This is a genomic window from Nocardia transvalensis, from assembly GCF_015477765.1.
GTDB lineage: Bacteria > Actinomycetota > Actinomycetes > Mycobacteriales > Mycobacteriaceae > Nocardia > Nocardia transvalensis_A.
Genome location: NZ_JADLQQ010000005.1, coordinates 195239 through 210521, shown reverse-complemented (window position 1 = coordinate 210521; position 15283 = coordinate 195239). Strand labels below are relative to the sequence as shown.

Here is a 15283-nt window from a genome sequence, read left to right as displayed (position 1 = left end):
CCCGTGCCGAGGGTGAACACCGATGCGGCGGTGGTGCTGCGGCCTGCCGCGGCAACGCCGCCGATCACGCTGATCTGCCTGCCCTATGCGGGCGGCAGCCATGACATGTTCCGACAATGGGCGAAAGATCTGCCGGACCGCATCGAGCTGGTGTCGTTACAGTTGCCGGGCCGTGGACGGCGAATACTCGATCCGCCGTACGAAGACTGGGACTTCCTGGTCGCCGACGCGTCCCGGTCGCTGGCTCTCTATCGCCGTGGGCCGCACGCGTTCTACGGCCACAGCTTCGGCGCCCGCCTGGCGTACGAACTCATCCAGCGGTCCGGAGATGCGAACCCGCCGATGCGACTGTTCGTCTCGGGCAGCCGAGGTCCGAGCGTCCCGCAGCAGCGTCCCTTCATGCACCCCCTGCCCGAGCCGCAGTTCCGTGCCGCGCTGCGTCAATTGGGCGGGACACCCGAGGAGATCTTCGACGACGAGCCCCTGATAAGCCTGCTGTCGGCATCGGTCCGTGCAGATATCCGGCTGTCGGAATTGTGGGACGACCGCCATGCGGGCCGACCCATTACCGTTCCGGTGACCGCAATGTACGGACGTGACGACTCCATCGACGACAAGGTGGCGATGGCGGGTTGGGCCGACCACACGTGCGCAGGCTTCGAACTGCTGGAGATGCCAGGCGGTCATTTCTTTCTCGACACTCATCGCGACGAGCTACTGACGGTGCTCACCGCACGATTAGGACTCTCACGATGATCACGCTCACCGCGACCCCGCACGCGCTCGAAGTCCACCGGCGGATCAACGACACGTCCACCGATTTCCCGGACGCGACCATCACCGAGATCTTCGACGACGTGGCGCGGACCTATCCGTCGGCGCCTGCCGTCATGGACGGCGTTCGCACATACAGCTATTCGGATCTGGCCGTCGATGCCGACCGGTTCGCTGCCCGGCTCGTCGAATGCGGTGTGGATGCGGGTTCGGTCGTGGCGGTGTCGATGCGGCGCTCCTATGAACTCGTCGTTGCGCTGGTCGCAATCCTCAGGTGCGCAGCGACATACCTGCCGGTGGATCGCGGGTGGCCCGACGCACGACTGGATCGCATGCTGGACCAGACCGCCTGCCATCACCTGTTCACCGACAGTCCCGTCGAGGACACCCGCCGCTTCCCTGCGCTCACCGTGATCTCCGCACCCGAACCCGGACAGCCGCAACGGACACCGAGGAGCACGGCCACCGCCGATTCGATCGCCTACATCACCTACACCTCCGGCTCGACGGGGATCCCCAAAGGGGTGCCTACTCGGCACCGGAGCGTGCTTCGGTTGGTGCACAATGCCGTTTACGCCGACCTCGGCCCTTCCGCACGCATCCTGCAGCTGTCGCCGGTGACCTTCGACGCCGCGACATTCGAGATCTGGGGTGCGTTGCTCACCGGCGGCGCGTGTGTGTTGTACCCGGCGCCCTGGCTGAGGTTGACCGAACTCCGGAACACGATCTCCCGCCATCGGGTGAGCACCGTCTTCCTGACGACCGCGCTGTTCAACACGATCCTCGACGAGAGCCCCGCGGTGCTCGATCCCGTGGCGACGATTTTGACAGGCGGGGAGGCACATTCGATACCGCACATCACCCGCGCCGTCGACCGGTGGGGACCGGACAAAGTGGTCAGCGTCTACGGGCCGACGGAAGCTACGACCTTCGCGACCTACTATCCCGTCCGCCACCGGCCGGGGGAGATGAGTTCGCTGCCGATCGGCAAGCCCATCCAGAACACCAGCGCCTATCTCGTCCGCGAGCAGCGCCTGTGCGAGCCCGGCGAGCTGGGGGAAATCCATCTGGGTGGTCCGGGCCTGTCGCCCGGCTATATCGGCGCGCCCGAACTGTCCCGGGAGCGGTTCGTCGACTGCCGGATCGGCGACATGTCCGAGCGCCTGTACCGCACCGGTGATCGTGCCTACCTGCTGGACGACGGGAATCTCGTCTTCCAGGGGCGCACCGACGACCAGGTGAAGATCCGCGGCCACCGGATCGAACTCGGCGAGGTCACCCATCACCTCATGCGCTACAGCGGAATTCGGCAATGCTTCGTGACCGTGACCGAGGGCGGCACCGGAGAGAAGTCCTTGGCCGCATTCGTCACCCCCGGCGGCGCCGCGCTCGACGCGGACGCGGTCCGTCGGCACTTGGCGCACTCGCTTCCCGGCTATATGATCCCCAGCCGCATCGTCGTTCTGGACACTCTGCCGCTCGGCCCCACCGGAAAGATCGACCGCACCGCGTTGCTCGCCACCCTCACCGAAGGGGTTGCGCGACAATGACCGCCGACATCCTCGGCGAGCACGACCAGGCCCGGGAGGATTCGGCATTCCGCGAATCGGTCCGCTCCGCCCTCGCCGAGACGGTGCTCCCCCGAGCCGATCACTGGGAGCGGCAGGGCTTCATCGATCGTGATCTCTGGCCCGATCTCGGCGCTCGTGGGTTGCTGAATATCGGTTTGTCGGGCCCGCAATTCCTGCGCAGCGCCATCTTCCTCGAGGAACTCGGGCGAACGGGGTACGCCGGGGTACGGGCGAGCATCGCCGTGCACGCCTACATGGCGGCCTACTATCTGGCCTGCTTCGGCACCGATGAGCAGCAGCGGCGCTATCTGGACGGGCTGCGGCGAGGCGAGCTCGTCGTCGGCCTGGCCGTCAGCGAACCGGACGCCGGATCCGATCTGAGGGATCTGCGGACCCGCGCCGAGCAGGCCGCCGAGGGATATCGCGTGACGGGCACCAAGAGCCCCGTCGCCAACGGCCTGCAGGCCGACGTGCTGATCACCCTGGCCACGACATCGGCGAAACCGCTGTCCAACGCGCTGGCCGGAGCCTCGTTGCTGATCGTGGACCTGCGCGACGTGCCGGTGCGACGCACGGCCACACCCATGCTGGGCTGGCGCAGCGCCGGGATCTGCCGCATCGACCTCCACGACACGCCCGTCGCCGCCGGCAATCTGCTCGGCCGCCGGAACCGCGCCCTGCTGCACCTGATGGCCGCGCTCGACTTCGAAAGGCTCGTCGCCGGGCTGCTGGCGCTGGGGGGAGCGCGGCACTGCCTGGAGCTGACCCTGTCCCACGTCCGCACCCGCATCCTGGACGGGGCCTCCCTGGGATCCCGGCAGGTGATCCGGCACCGGCTGTCCGCGCTGGTGAGCGAGCTGGACGTGCTCACCGCCTCCCTCTATCGGGCGGCCCGGCTGCACAGCCTCGGGCAACTGGACACCTACACCGCCGCGAACGCCAAACTCAGGGCGACGGAACTCGCCGCCGAGGCGGCCCGCACCTGCCTGCAGTACCACGGTGTCCGCGGATATCGGGAGGATGCGGCCCCGGCCCGGATCTACCGGGACGCGGCCGGTGCCGTCCTCGCGGCGGGACCCAGTGAGGTTATGCACGAACTCATGTCCGAAAACATCGAACAGGTTGTCCGAACGCCGCACCCGGCCGACCCGAGTGTGCACCGGCGGTGACACATACTTTTGCGCAAAAGGATTTCGAAACCGTCGGGTCTGCGCATTCGCCGTTGCGCACATCGGGGGCGGAAAATGATAGCGGGTGCGGCGGATATGCCGAAATCGGCGAGGCGCGCTGGCCTTTGCGCTGGGTAGATGGGTTCTGGGTGGTGTTGAACGGTACGCTTTAGGGCACTCGGGTGCGTGCCGAGCCGGCGAGTGGGGCGTCGGAGCGGTAGGCGCCGGGTGTCGACATCGGAATCACGAGGGGTCTGTCTATGGGAACGTCAGCAGGGGGCGCGAAGAAGGATGCGGGGACCGTCGCGAAGCGGGTGGTCGTCGCCGAGGACGAGGCTCTCATCCGGATGGACCTGGTGGAGATGCTCTCCGAAGAGGGCTATCAGGTGGTGGGCGAGGCGGGTGACGGCCAGCAGGCGGTCGACCTGGCCGAGGAGTTGCGACCCGATCTGGTGATCATGGATGTGAAGATGCCGCGTCGTGACGGCATCGATGCGGCGGCGGAGATCGCGTCGAAACGCGTTGCGCCGGTGGTGATTCTGACCGCGTTCAGCCAGCGCGACCTGGTGGAGCGGGCCCGGGACGCCGGTGCGATGGCGTATCTGGTCAAGCCGTTCACCAAGTCCGATCTGGTGCCCGCGATCGAGTTGGCGGCCAGCCGTTTTCACGAGATCACCGCGCTGGAGGGCGAGGTCGCCAATCTCGCGGATCGCCTGGAGACGCGCAAGCTCGTCGAACGCGCGAAGGGCGTGCTGATGCAGACGCAGGGGTTGTCCGAGCCGCAGGCGTTCAAGTGGATCCAGCGCACCGCAATGGACCGCCGTACCACCATGAAGGCGGTGGCCGAGGTGGTACTGGAGAACCTTGCCCCTAAGTCGTAGGGCTTGACGTTGCCGTGCATTTACAAAATGGCAATGCTGCGTAGTGGAAATTTCTTGGACCGAACTCATGAAAAATGGCGCGAATGTGACCCGCGCCGCACTCTGCACCGCTAAGTTCTGAGCCGGGCCGCATGGTCGGCCCGCCCCGGTGATCCCGGGGTTCGGCAGGACATAGAGGTGTATCGTGCTTGGTTCAATGACGCGGACCGCTACACGTTTTCGTGTCGCCCGTGGCGCGCTGGTGATCGGAGCCGCGGCAATGCTCGCGGTGACCGGATGCGGCAGCAAGACGACCGAAGGCGGCGGGGGCGGCACCGGCGGTGCCGACAGCGCCCTGAAGATCCGCCCGGTGGTGCAGATCGACAGCGAGGGCAAGGAGGTGCCGGCCACCGACACCTCCGCGGCCGCCGATCCGGCCGGTGACGGCAAGGCGAAGTGCGGCCCGCTGACGATCGCGATGTCGGGGCCGCTGACCGGGCCGAACGCGAACCTCGGCCTCAATATCGTGCGCGGCGTGAAACTGGCGCTGGACCAGCACAACAAGGCCAACCCCGAGTGCCAGGTGAAACTGCGGGAGTTCGACACCGAGGGCGACTCGCAGAAGGCCAGCCAGGTGGTTCCCGCGATCATCGGGGACCCGTCCATCGTGGCGCTGATCGGTCCGACCTTCTCCGGTGAGGTGAATGCGACCGGTCAGTCCACCAGCGATGCCGGATTGCTGTCGCTGACCGCGTCGGCCACGAACGTCAATCTGACCAAGAACGGCTGGCGGACCTTCTTCCGCGGGCTCGGTAACGACGGTCTGCAGGGACCGGCGGTGGCCAAGTACCTGATGCAGACCGGCAAGTACAAAAAGATCTGCGTGGTCGCCGAGAATACCGACTACGCAACGGGTCTGGCGAAGTCGGTGGCGGACACGCTCGGTCCGGGCGTGGCCGATCCGAGCTGCGCGGCCAATATCAAGCAGGGCGACAAGGATTTCTCGGCCACGGTGTCGAAGCTGGCGGCCGCCAAGCCCGATGCGATCTATTACGCGGGTTACTACGGTGACGCCTCACCGTTCGCGCAGCAGCTGCGCTCCGGCGGCGTGACATCCACGTTCATCTCCGATGACGGTGTCCGCGATATCGAGTTCGTCCGGCAGGCCGGCAATGCGTCCAAGGGTGCGATCCTGTCGTGCCCGTGCGGTCCCGAGCCGGAAAAGTTCACCGCCGATTACAAGGCGCTCAACGGATATGAGCCGGGCACCTACTCGGTGGAGGGTTACGACCTGACCACGATCGTGCTGAAGGCCATCGATGCGGGGAAGGTGTCGCGCGCCGACATCGTCGAGCATGTGCGCAACTACGACGGGCAGGGGTTGGCCCGCCGCTACAAGTGGGATGCGACCGGTGAATTGCAGAACGCGCTGATCTGGATGTACGAGGTCAAGTAGGCAACATCGGTTCGAAACAGCGTGTGCCGGATTTCCGATGAACTGCGTAGGCAGCGGTCGTCCGGCACACGCTGTTTCCTCGACGGCGAGAGTTACGAATGTCTTTACCCGCAGGTGCCGATGCGACCGTATTAGCCGCGTCCATCGAGTTCAACGTATCCGGAGTGGTCGACCAGTTCTGGCGCTTATCGGTGGACGGCCTGACCTATGGCTCCATCTATGCCTTGGTGGCGGTCGGTTACACGCTGGTCTACGGCGTGCTCCGGTTGATCAATTTCGCCCATTCGGAAATATTCATGCTGGGCCTGTTCGGTCAGCTGGTCGGTTTGATGGTGCTCGGTTTCGCGCCCAGTGGTGACGTTTATGCGCAGGGCGTCGTTCTGACCGTGGTCTTCCTCGCCGTGGCGATGGTGTTCGGCATGGCGGTCTCCGGTGCCGCGGCGGTCGGTCTGGAACGCGTCGCCTATCGGCCGTTGCGGCGGCGCGGCTCCAAACCGCTGATCTTCCTGATCACCGCCATCGGCATGTCGTTCGTGCTGCAGGAGATCGTGCACTACGTGGTGCCGAAGTTCTATCCCACGCTCGGCGGCACCAATGCGCAGCAGCCCATCATCCTGGTGCAGCCCACCGATCAGTTCAGCATCTTCGATGCGCCGGTCACCAATGTGGCGCTGATGATCATCGTGGCCGCGGTGATCCTGGCGGTCATCACCGAGGCGCTCATCAATCAAACCAAGTTCGGGCGCGGCATCCGGGCGGTGGCACAGGACCCGGACACCGCGACTCTCATGGGGGTCTCGCGGGAACGAGTCATCATGCTGACGTTCCTCATCGGCGGTGTGCTCGCCGGTGCCGCCGCGCTGCTCTACACGCTCAAGATTCCCAACGGCATCATCTATTCCGGCGGATTCATTCTGGGCATCAAGGCATTCAGCGCCGCGGTGCTCGGGGGGATCGGCAACCTGCGCGGTGCGTTGCTGGGCGGTCTGCTGCTGGGCCTGGTGGAGAACTACGGCCAGATCCTGTTCGGCACGCAGTGGCGCGACGTGGTGGCCTTCGTGGTCCTGGTGGGTGTGCTGATGTTCCGGCCGACGGGCATCCTCGGCGAGAGCCTGGGGAGGGCACGGGCATGACGACCTCGACGAATCGTTCCGACGCGACGACCCGGCCGATGCACGGTGTGGGAGATGCGTTGCGCTCGTGGTGGGGTGGGCTGTCGCGGCCCATGCGGTGGGCGGTCGGCGTCCCGGCAATCGTCGCCCTGGCGCTGCTGCCGCTGTTTCCGCCGCCCCTGCTGAACACCCCGGGCACCAGTTTCGGCGGTGTCATGGCCCAATTCGCGATGTATGCGCTGCTGGCGATCGGCCTGAATGTCGTTGTGGGCCAAGCGGGCCTGCTGGACCTGGGGTACGTCGGCTTCTACGCGGTCGGCGCCTACAGTGTGGGCCTGCTCACCAGCCCCAACAGCCCGTGGAATCAGACCGATGGCGGCTTCCTGAACTCCGAGTGGGCCTGGCTGGCGTGCGTGCCGATCGCGATCATGATGACCGCGATCTCGGGTCTGATTCTCGGCACACCGACGCTGCGGCTGCGCGGCGACTACTTGGCGATCGTGACGCTGGGCTTCGGCGAGATCGTGCGCCTGCTGGCCGACAATCTCGGCGAGATCACCAACGGCAGCCTGGGGCTCGCGCGCATCGCCTATCCGCATGTCGGCGAATCCACCGACCATCCGGAGGGCTATTTCTCCTCCAGCAACTTCGGTGACACGAGTGCGGTGAACCCGTTGGAGCGGGCCAACTCCGGCACCTGGTGGTTCTGGCTCGGTATGGCACTGGTGATCGTGGTGCTGCTGGTGGTCGGCAATCTGGAGCGCAGCCGGGTCGGACGCGCGTGGGTGGCCATCCGCGAGGACGAGGACGCCGCGGAGATGATGGGAGTCCCGGCGTTCAAGTTCAAGCTGTGGGCCTTCACCATCGGCGCGGCGGTCGGTGGCCTGTCGGGTGCGCTGTATGCGGGGCAGGTGCAGTTCATCAACCCCGTGGGGTTCAACGTCATCAACTCGATGCTGTTCCTGTGCGCGGTGGTGCTCGGCGGGCAGGGCAACAAGCTCGGCGTGATCGTCGGCGCATTCCTGATCGTGTACCTGCCGAACCGGTTCATGTCGGTGAATGTGGCCGGTCAGTCGCTGGGCGACTTCAAGTATCTGTTCTTCGGTATCACGCTGGTGGTGGTGATGATCTTCCGTCCGCAGGGTCTGTTCCCGGTGCGGCAGCAACTGCTGACCTATGGGCGCCAGATCTATCGAGCGGTGCGGCGGGCGCCACAGCCGGCCGTGGCCGGCGCGACGGGAGCGAGCCGATGACCGGGCCGGGCGCGGGCGGCGCGCTGTTCGACAACGAAGATATGGCGGCCGGGTACGCCGAGGCACCGCAGCCGGAGCAGACCGCGGGCGTGGTCGAGGTCAGTGAGGTGCTGCCCGAACTGGCCGACGCCGAGACCGTCGCGGAGGTGGTGGCGCCCAGCCGGGCGATCGAAACCGCCGTGGGCGCACCGCTGTTGCGTACGGAGGGGTTGACGGTTCGGTTCGGTGGCCTCACCGCGCTGGATCAGGTGAGCTTCGAGATCCGCCGCGGCGAGATCCTCGGACTGATCGGCCCGAACGGAGCCGGCAAGACCACCTGCTTCAACGCCATCACCGGTGTGTACCGGCCGGCCGCGGGCACGGTGTATTTCGACGGTGAGCCGTTGCGTACGGCCAAGCGCAACGAGATCACCCGGCTCGGCATCGCCCGGACCTTCCAGAACATCCGGCTGTTCAACGAGATGACCGCGCTGGAGAACGTGGTGGTCGGCACCGACGCGCGGCATCGAACGTCGGTGCCGGGCGCCATCTTCCGCACCGGGCGGCATCGGCGCGAGGAGCGCGATGCCATCGAGCGCGGCATGGCGCTGCTGGAGTTCGTGGGCATCGCGCCGCGGGCGGTGGAGAAGGCGCGCAACCTCTCCTACGGCGATCAGCGGCGGCTGGAGATCGCCCGGGCGCTGGCGACCGAGCCGAAGCTGCTGTGCCTGGACGAGCCCGCCGCCGGATTCAATCCGAGCGAGAAGGCGGCGCTGGTGGATCTGATCCGCAAGATCCGCGACGACGGGTTCACGGTGCTGCTCATCGAGCACGATATGCGGCTGGTCATGGGGGTGACCGATCGGATCGTGGTGCTCGAGTTCGGCCGCAAGATCGCCGACGGGCTGCCGGACGAGATCCGCGACGATCCGGCCGTCATCGCCGCCTACCTCGGTGTGCCGGATGAGCAGGCCACCGAGGAGGAGACGGTGAGCGAGGAGGCCGAACCGCTCACCGTGGTCCGGGACGAAACCCCGGATGCCGCACGCGAAGTCGAGGAGGCCGAACCGGAGCCGAGCGGTCGCCCGTCCGCACCGGTGCCGTTGCAGCCGGGGGAGGGGCCCGGGGAACAACCGCTGCTGGCCATCGAGGATATGGTCGTCAACTACGGCAGAATCCAGGCGCTGCACGGCATTTCGCTACATGTGGCGCAGGGTGAGCTGGTGACGCTGCTGGGCGCCAACGGCGCGGGCAAGACCACCACCATGCGCGCCCTGTCGGGCCTGCTGCCGTTGACCCGCGGCCGAATCCAATTCGAGGGCAACGACATCACCCGGATGAAGGCGCACGAACGCGTGGTCGCGGGCCTCATCCAGGCGCCCGAGGGCCGCGGCGTATTCCCCGGTATGACGGTGCAGGAGAATCTCGATATGGGCTGTCATGCCCGGCCGTTCAAGGAACGGTCGGAGTATGCCAAGACCCTGGAGTGGGTGTTCGAGCTGTTTCCGCGGCTGTCCGAGCGGCGCAAGCAGGTCGGCGGCACGTTGTCCGGCGGTGAACAGCAGATGCTCGCGATCGCCCGCGCCCTGATGGCCCGGCCGAAGCTGCTGCTGCTCGACGAGCCGTCGATGGGGCTGGCGCCGATGGTGATCCAGCAGATCTTCCGCATCATCGGCGAGATCAACGCACAGGGCACCACGGTGCTGCTGGTCGAGCAGAACGCCCAGCAGGCGCTGACCCGCAGCGATCGCGCCTACATCCTGGAGACCGGGGAGGTCGTCAAGACCGGCGGGGGCCGCGAGCTGCTCACCGATCCGGCGGTGAAGTCGGCCTATCTCGGGGTCGCCTGAGGTTTGCGGGGAGTCCGGCATTCGGCGCAATTCGGACTCCCCGTATCCCGAAACCGCAGATCTGAAATGTAAACGTGTTGAACGTGTGACCAATACGATATGAACGCTACCCGGTAGCTGTTGCGAGGGTATGCACCCCTTGCGACACTTTTCCAAGTGGAAACAGCTGTTGCCGAGAAACCCGGGCTCGAGACTCCTGCCGTCTCGAGCTCTCCCTCCCCGACCCCCGAACCCGCGCGCACATGGTCGCGTGCGGGGCTCGCGGTGCTGCTCATCGCCACCGCGGTGGCCTATCTGTGGCGGATCACCGTCAACGGGATGGCCAACAATTTCTACGCCGGCGCGGTCTGGTCCGGTTCCCAGGACTGGAAGGCGCTGCTCTTCGGCTCGGTCGATCCGGCCAATTTCATCACCGTCGACAAGCCGCCGCTGTCGCTGTGGGTGATGGGTCTTTCGGCCCGGCTGTTCGGTTTCTCCAGTGCGAGCATGTTGGTTCCGCAGGCGCTCATGGCGGTCGCGGCGGTGGCATTGCTGTATGCCGCGGTGACTCGCGCCACCCGTAACGCGGCCGCGGGCCTGCTGGCGGGTGCGGTGCTGGCGGTGACGCCCGTGGTAGCGCTGATGTTCCGGTACAACCACCCCGACGCCGCCATGGTGCTGCTGATGACCGCGGCCGCGTACTGCACGGTCCGGGCGGTGCCGACCGCGAGCGTGCGATGGCTCACGCTGGCCGGGGTCGCGCTCGGATTCGCGTTCCTGGCGAAGATGCTGGAAGGACTGATGGTGCTGCCTGCGCTGGGCATCGCCTATCTGATCGCCGCGCCGGTCGCGCTGCGCACCCGCGTCACCCACCTGATCGCGGCCGCGGTGGCACTGATCGTGTCGTCGGGCTGGTTCGTGGTGCTCACCATGCTGTGGCCCGCCTCGTCGCGGCCGTACATCGCGGGTTCGACCGACAACACGTTCATGGATCTGGTGCTGGGCTTCAACGGGTTCGGCCGCTTCCTCGGCCATCAGCAGTCCAGCGGCCAGCTCCCGCTGCCGGCAGGCTACCAGGTGCCCTCGTCGCTGCTGCAGAGCTTCAACGACTTCGGCTCGGCGGGACCGGCCCGGCTGTTCGCCGGGCAGAGCGGCTTCCAGATCTCCTGGTTCCTGCCCGCCGCGCTGGTGGCGTTCGCGCTGGTGGTCGTCTCGCGGTGGCGTGCGCCGCGCACCGACGAGGTCCGCGCCGCCGGTCTGGTGTTCGGGCTGTGGCTGGTCCTGGTCGGCGCCGCGCTCAGTGCGATGGACTCCGCCGAGCACGCCTACTACTCGCTGGCGATCGCGCCCGCGGTGGCCGGGTCGCTGGCCGTGGGCGTGGCCGAGGTGTGGCAGCGCCGCGACGAGGCGTTCGGCAGGGTCGGCGCGGCGGTGTTGATCGCGGTCACAGGCGTGTGGAGTTTCGTTGTGCTGCAACGCAATGCGGACTGGATGCCGACGCTGCGCTGGGTGGTCCTCGCGGTCGCGGTGGTCGCGGCGCTCGGCTTGCTCGTCGCCGCGCTGCCGATTCCGGCCGCCGCGCGCCGGATCGCGACGCCCGTGCTGCTCGTGGTGGGCCTGGTGGCCGGATTCGGCGGATCCACCGCCTATGCCGCGGCCACCCTGCCACAGGAGCACACCGGCCGCAGCCCTGCCGTGGGTCCGCCGCCACCGCGCGAGACCGGATTCGCCGCCCTCATCCGCGGGCAGATGCGCAACTTCGCCGACGGCGCCGCCTTCACCGATCCGCACATCGTGGAGATGCTGCGCCACAGCAACACGACGTGGTCGGCCGCGGTGGAGCGCTCCTCGGTGGCCGCGGCCGTGGAACTGGCCAGCGACACCCCCGTAATCGCCATCGGCGGCTTCGCCACCGTTGACCCCACACCCACGCTCGCCCAGTTCCAGGACCTGGTCCACACCCACCAGGTGACCTACTACCTGGCCCAGGAACAGCACCTCCCGCCCGCGTGGCGCGTCGACAAGAGCGCCCCGCTACTGAACCACCCATGGATCGCCGCCGGTCACCGCGACATCGCCGACTGGGTGAGCACCCACTTCCGAATGACCCGAATCGGCACGGTAGCGATCTACGACCTGACCGCCCCGATCGACTAGCACCGCACATCCCGCACCGCTAGCGCTGCACCCTTGCATCGCTAGCGGTGCATTGTGTGTCCCCTGTACCGCTGGCCAGTGCGTCGTGGGTATTCGCTAGCGGTGCATCGCGCATCTCCGCGTCGCTAGCGGCGCGTCATGCGTCTCTTGATCGCCAGCGCAGATTCGTGCATTCCCGCGTCGCTAGCGCCGCACATCCGCATCGCTAGCACTGCATCATGCATTCTGCATCGCTGGCGTCGCGCATCTCCGCGTCGTGGCGTCGCGCATCCCCGCATCGCTCGCGCTGCATCTTGCATCCCCGCACCGGAGGCGCCCCGGCGCCGGAGGTGCGGGGTCACGGCTTGTCGGTGGCTGTACATAGACTCTCTGCCGTGACCCCAGCGACCACCGACCAGCGTCCGAGCAGTGTGTCCGCAGCGGCCCAGGGAGAGTCCAAGGAACGGCCCACCCTTTTGCTGCTGGACGGGCATTCGCTCGCCTATCGCGCGTTCTACGCGCTGCCCGCGGAGAATTTCAAAACCGTCACCGGGCAGACCACGAACGCGGTGTACGGGTTCACCGCGATGCTGATCAACCTGCTGCGCGACGAGAAGCCCACCCATGTGGCGGCGGCCTTCGACGTCAACCGCAAGACCTTCCGCACCGAGGCGTATCCGGAATACAAGGCCAACCGCATCACCACCCCCGACGAATTCCGCGGGCAGGTGGAGATCACTCAGGAGGTGCTGGGTGCGCTCGGCATCCCGGTGATGGCGCTCGAGGGGTACGAGGCCGACGACATCATCGCCACCCTGGCGACCCAGGCTGTGCCGCAAGGGTTCCGGGTGCTGATCGTCACCGGCGACCGGGACTCCATCCAGCTGGTCAACAACGACGTGACGGTGCTGTACCCACGCAAGGGTGTCTCGGAGCTCACCCGGTTCACCCCGGCAGCGGTCGAGGAGAAGTACGGGCTCACCCCCGCCCAGTACCCGGATTTCGCGGCGCTGCGCGGCGACCCGAGCGACAACCTGCCGGGCATCCCCGGCGTGGGGGAGAAGACCGCCGCCAAGTGGGTGCGCGAATTCGGCGATCTGGCCACCCTCGTGGACCGGGTCGACCAGGTGAAGGGCAAGGTCGGCGATGCGTTGCGCGCCAACCTGTCCAGCGTGGTGCTCAACCGGCAGCTGACCGAGATGGTCAAGGACGTCCCGCTGCCCTACACCCCCGAACAACTCGCCCAGCAGCCGTGGGACCGCGACAAGATCCACCGGCTGTTCGACGATCTGGAATTCCGGGTGCTGCGCGACCGGCTGTTCGAGACTCTCGCGCCCCCGGAACCGGAGGCCGAGGGCGGCTTCGAGATCAGCGGCGGCGCGGTCGAACCCGGCGGGGTCGCGGACTGGCTCGCCGAACATGCGAAAGCAGGCGTGCGCCACGGCATTTCGGTGGTGGGCACCGGCACCCCGGTGCACGGGGACGTGAAGGCGATCGCGATCGCCGCCGCCGACGGTGAGGGCGGCTACTTCGATACCGTCGGGCTCACCCCGGAGGACGAGAAGGCGCTGGGCGCCTGGCTGGCCGACCCGGCGACGCCGAAGGCGGTGCACGAGGCCAAGTCCGCCATGCACGCCCTGCGCGGTCGCGGCTGGACGCTGGGCGGGCTCACCAGCGACACGGCGCTGGCGGCATATCTGGTCCGGCCCGGACAGCGCACCTTCAACCTCGACGATCTGTCACTGCGCTACCTGTCGCGGGAACTGCGCGTGGAGACCGCCGAGGACGCTCAGCTGTCGCTGCTGGACGACTCCGAGCAGGTGGACGCCGAGATCGCGCAGGCCGAGATGCTGCGCGCCCGTGCGGTTTTCGATCTCGCCAACGCCTTCGACGCCGAACTGCAGGGCATCGAGTCGACCACCCTGCTCACCGATATGGAACTGCCGCTGCTGGCTGTGCTGGCGGAGCTGGAGGAGGCGGGGATCGCCGTCGACGTCGACGAATTGGAGCAGCTGCAATCCGAATTCGCCGACCGGGTCGCCGACGCCGCCAACGCCGCCTATGAGGTGATCGGCAAGCAGATCAACCTCGGCTCGCCCAAGCAGCTGCAGGTGGTGCTGTTCGACGAGCTCGACATGCCCAAGACCAAGCGCACCAAGACCGGCTACACCACCGATGCCGACGCGCTCGAGTCGCTGTTCGAGAAGACCCAGCATCCGTTCCTGGAACATCTGCTCGCGCACCGCGATGCGACCCGGCTGAAGGTGACCGTGGACGGCCTGCTGAAGTCGGTCGCCGACGACGGCCGCATCCACACCACCTTCAACCAGACCATCGCGGCCACCGGGCGGCTCTCGTCGACCGAGCCGAACCTGCAGAACATTCCGATCCGCACCGATACCGGCCGCCGCATCCGCGACACCTTCGTCGTCGGTTCCGGCTACGAATCGCTGATGACCGCCGACTACAGCCAGATCGAGATGCGGATCATGGCGCATCTGTCCAAGGACGCGAACCTGATCGAGGCCTTCAACTCCGGCGAGGACCTGCACAGTTTCGTCGCGTCCAAGGCGTTCGACATCCCGATCGCCGAGGTGACCCCGGAGATGCGCCGCCGCATCAAGGCCATGTCCTACGGCCTGGCCTACGGTCTGTCGGCCTACGGACTTTCTCAGCAGCTGAAGATCAGCGCCGAGGAGGCCAAGGCCCAGATGGAGGTGTACTTCAACCGATTCGGCAACATCCGCGACTACCTGCGCGATGCGGTGGATCAGGCCCGCAAGGTCGGCTACACCGAAACCCTGTTCGGCCGCCGTCGCTATCTGCCCGACCTGGACTCCAGTAACCGTCAGCGCCGCGAGGCCGCCGAACGCATGGCCCTCAACGCCCCCATCCAGGGCACCGCCGCCGACATCATCAAGGTCGCCATGATCAACGTGCAACGCGCCGTGCACGCCGCCGGCCTGAAATCGCGCATGCTCCTGCAGATCCACGACGAACTCGTCTTCGAGGTGGCCCCCGGCGAACGCGAGGCACTGGAAACCCTTGCCCGCGAGAATATGGCGAGCGCCATCGACCTCTCGGTGCCCCTCGAGGTCTCCGTCGGCGTGGGCCGCAGCTGGGACGCCGCGGCCCACTGACCTC

Annotated in this window: 10 protein-coding genes and 1 pseudogene; all 11 read left to right on the top strand. The window is 67.0% G+C overall.

The features are described 5' to 3' along the window. Positions 1 to 3: 3 nt before the first annotated feature. The 11 genes and pseudogenes from IU452_RS16025 (at position 4) to polA (ending at position 15279) form a co-directional block, all read left to right on the top strand. Complete coding sequence (locus tag IU452_RS16025) at positions 4 to 756, top strand: thioesterase II family protein (RefSeq protein ID WP_324192651.1); 753 nt, start codon at positions 4 to 6, stop codon at positions 754 to 756. Next, positions 753 to 2324: an amino acid adenylation domain-containing protein gene (locus IU452_RS16020; RefSeq protein WP_195109861.1), complete on the top strand. Its 1572-nt coding sequence runs from the start codon at positions 753 to 755 to the stop codon at positions 2322 to 2324. Before IU452_RS16025 ends, IU452_RS16020 begins: the two co-directional genes overlap by 4 nt. Continuing rightward, complete coding sequence (locus tag IU452_RS16015) at positions 2321 to 3514, top strand: acyl-CoA dehydrogenase family protein (RefSeq protein WP_195109860.1); 1194 nt, start codon at positions 2321 to 2323, stop codon at positions 3512 to 3514. Before IU452_RS16020 ends, IU452_RS16015 begins: the two co-directional genes overlap by 4 nt. Positions 3515 to 3774: 260 nt before the next feature. After that, the gene (locus tag IU452_RS16010) at positions 3775 to 4395 is read left to right on the top strand and encodes an ANTAR domain-containing response regulator (RefSeq protein ID WP_195109859.1); all 621 of its coding nucleotides are present in this window, start codon (positions 3775 to 3777) and stop codon (positions 4393 to 4395) included. A 196-nt stretch (positions 4396 to 4591) separates the two neighbouring features. Continuing rightward, positions 4592 to 5830, top strand: coding sequence for a branched-chain amino acid ABC transporter substrate-binding protein (locus IU452_RS16005; RefSeq protein WP_228817935.1), 1239 nt, complete (start codon positions 4592 to 4594; stop codon positions 5828 to 5830). Positions 5831 to 5928: 98 nt separating this feature from the next. Then, on the top strand, positions 5929 to 6963 hold the full coding sequence (locus IU452_RS16000; RefSeq protein ID WP_195109858.1) for a branched-chain amino acid ABC transporter permease: 1035 nt from the start codon (positions 5929 to 5931) through the stop codon (positions 6961 to 6963). After that, positions 6960 to 8195 carry a branched-chain amino acid ABC transporter permease gene (locus IU452_RS15995; protein WP_195109857.1) on the top strand — a complete coding sequence of 412 codons (1236 nt, stop codon included), beginning with the start codon at positions 6960 to 6962 and terminating at the stop codon, positions 8193 to 8195. Before IU452_RS16000 ends, IU452_RS15995 begins: the two co-directional genes overlap by 4 nt. Continuing rightward, positions 8192 to 9103, top strand: a pseudogene (locus IU452_RS38175) (ABC transporter ATP-binding protein); the annotation flags it as partial. The gene IU452_RS15995 and the pseudogene IU452_RS38175, both read left to right, overlap by 4 nt. Before the next feature lie 225 nt (positions 9104 to 9328). Further along, positions 9329 to 10024: an ABC transporter ATP-binding protein gene (locus tag IU452_RS38170; RefSeq protein WP_228818058.1), complete on the top strand. Its 696-nt coding sequence runs from the start codon at positions 9329 to 9331 to the stop codon at positions 10022 to 10024. 156 nt (positions 10025 to 10180) lie between these two features. Continuing rightward, positions 10181 to 12160 carry an ArnT family glycosyltransferase gene (locus IU452_RS15985; protein WP_195109855.1) on the top strand — a complete coding sequence of 660 codons (1980 nt, stop codon included), beginning with the start codon at positions 10181 to 10183 and terminating at the stop codon, positions 12158 to 12160. A gap of 374 nt (positions 12161 to 12534) precedes the next feature. Beyond that, positions 12535 to 15279: a DNA polymerase I gene (gene polA, locus IU452_RS15980; protein ID WP_195109854.1), complete on the top strand. Its 2745-nt coding sequence runs from the start codon at positions 12535 to 12537 to the stop codon at positions 15277 to 15279. Positions 15280 to 15283 lie beyond the last annotated feature (4 nt).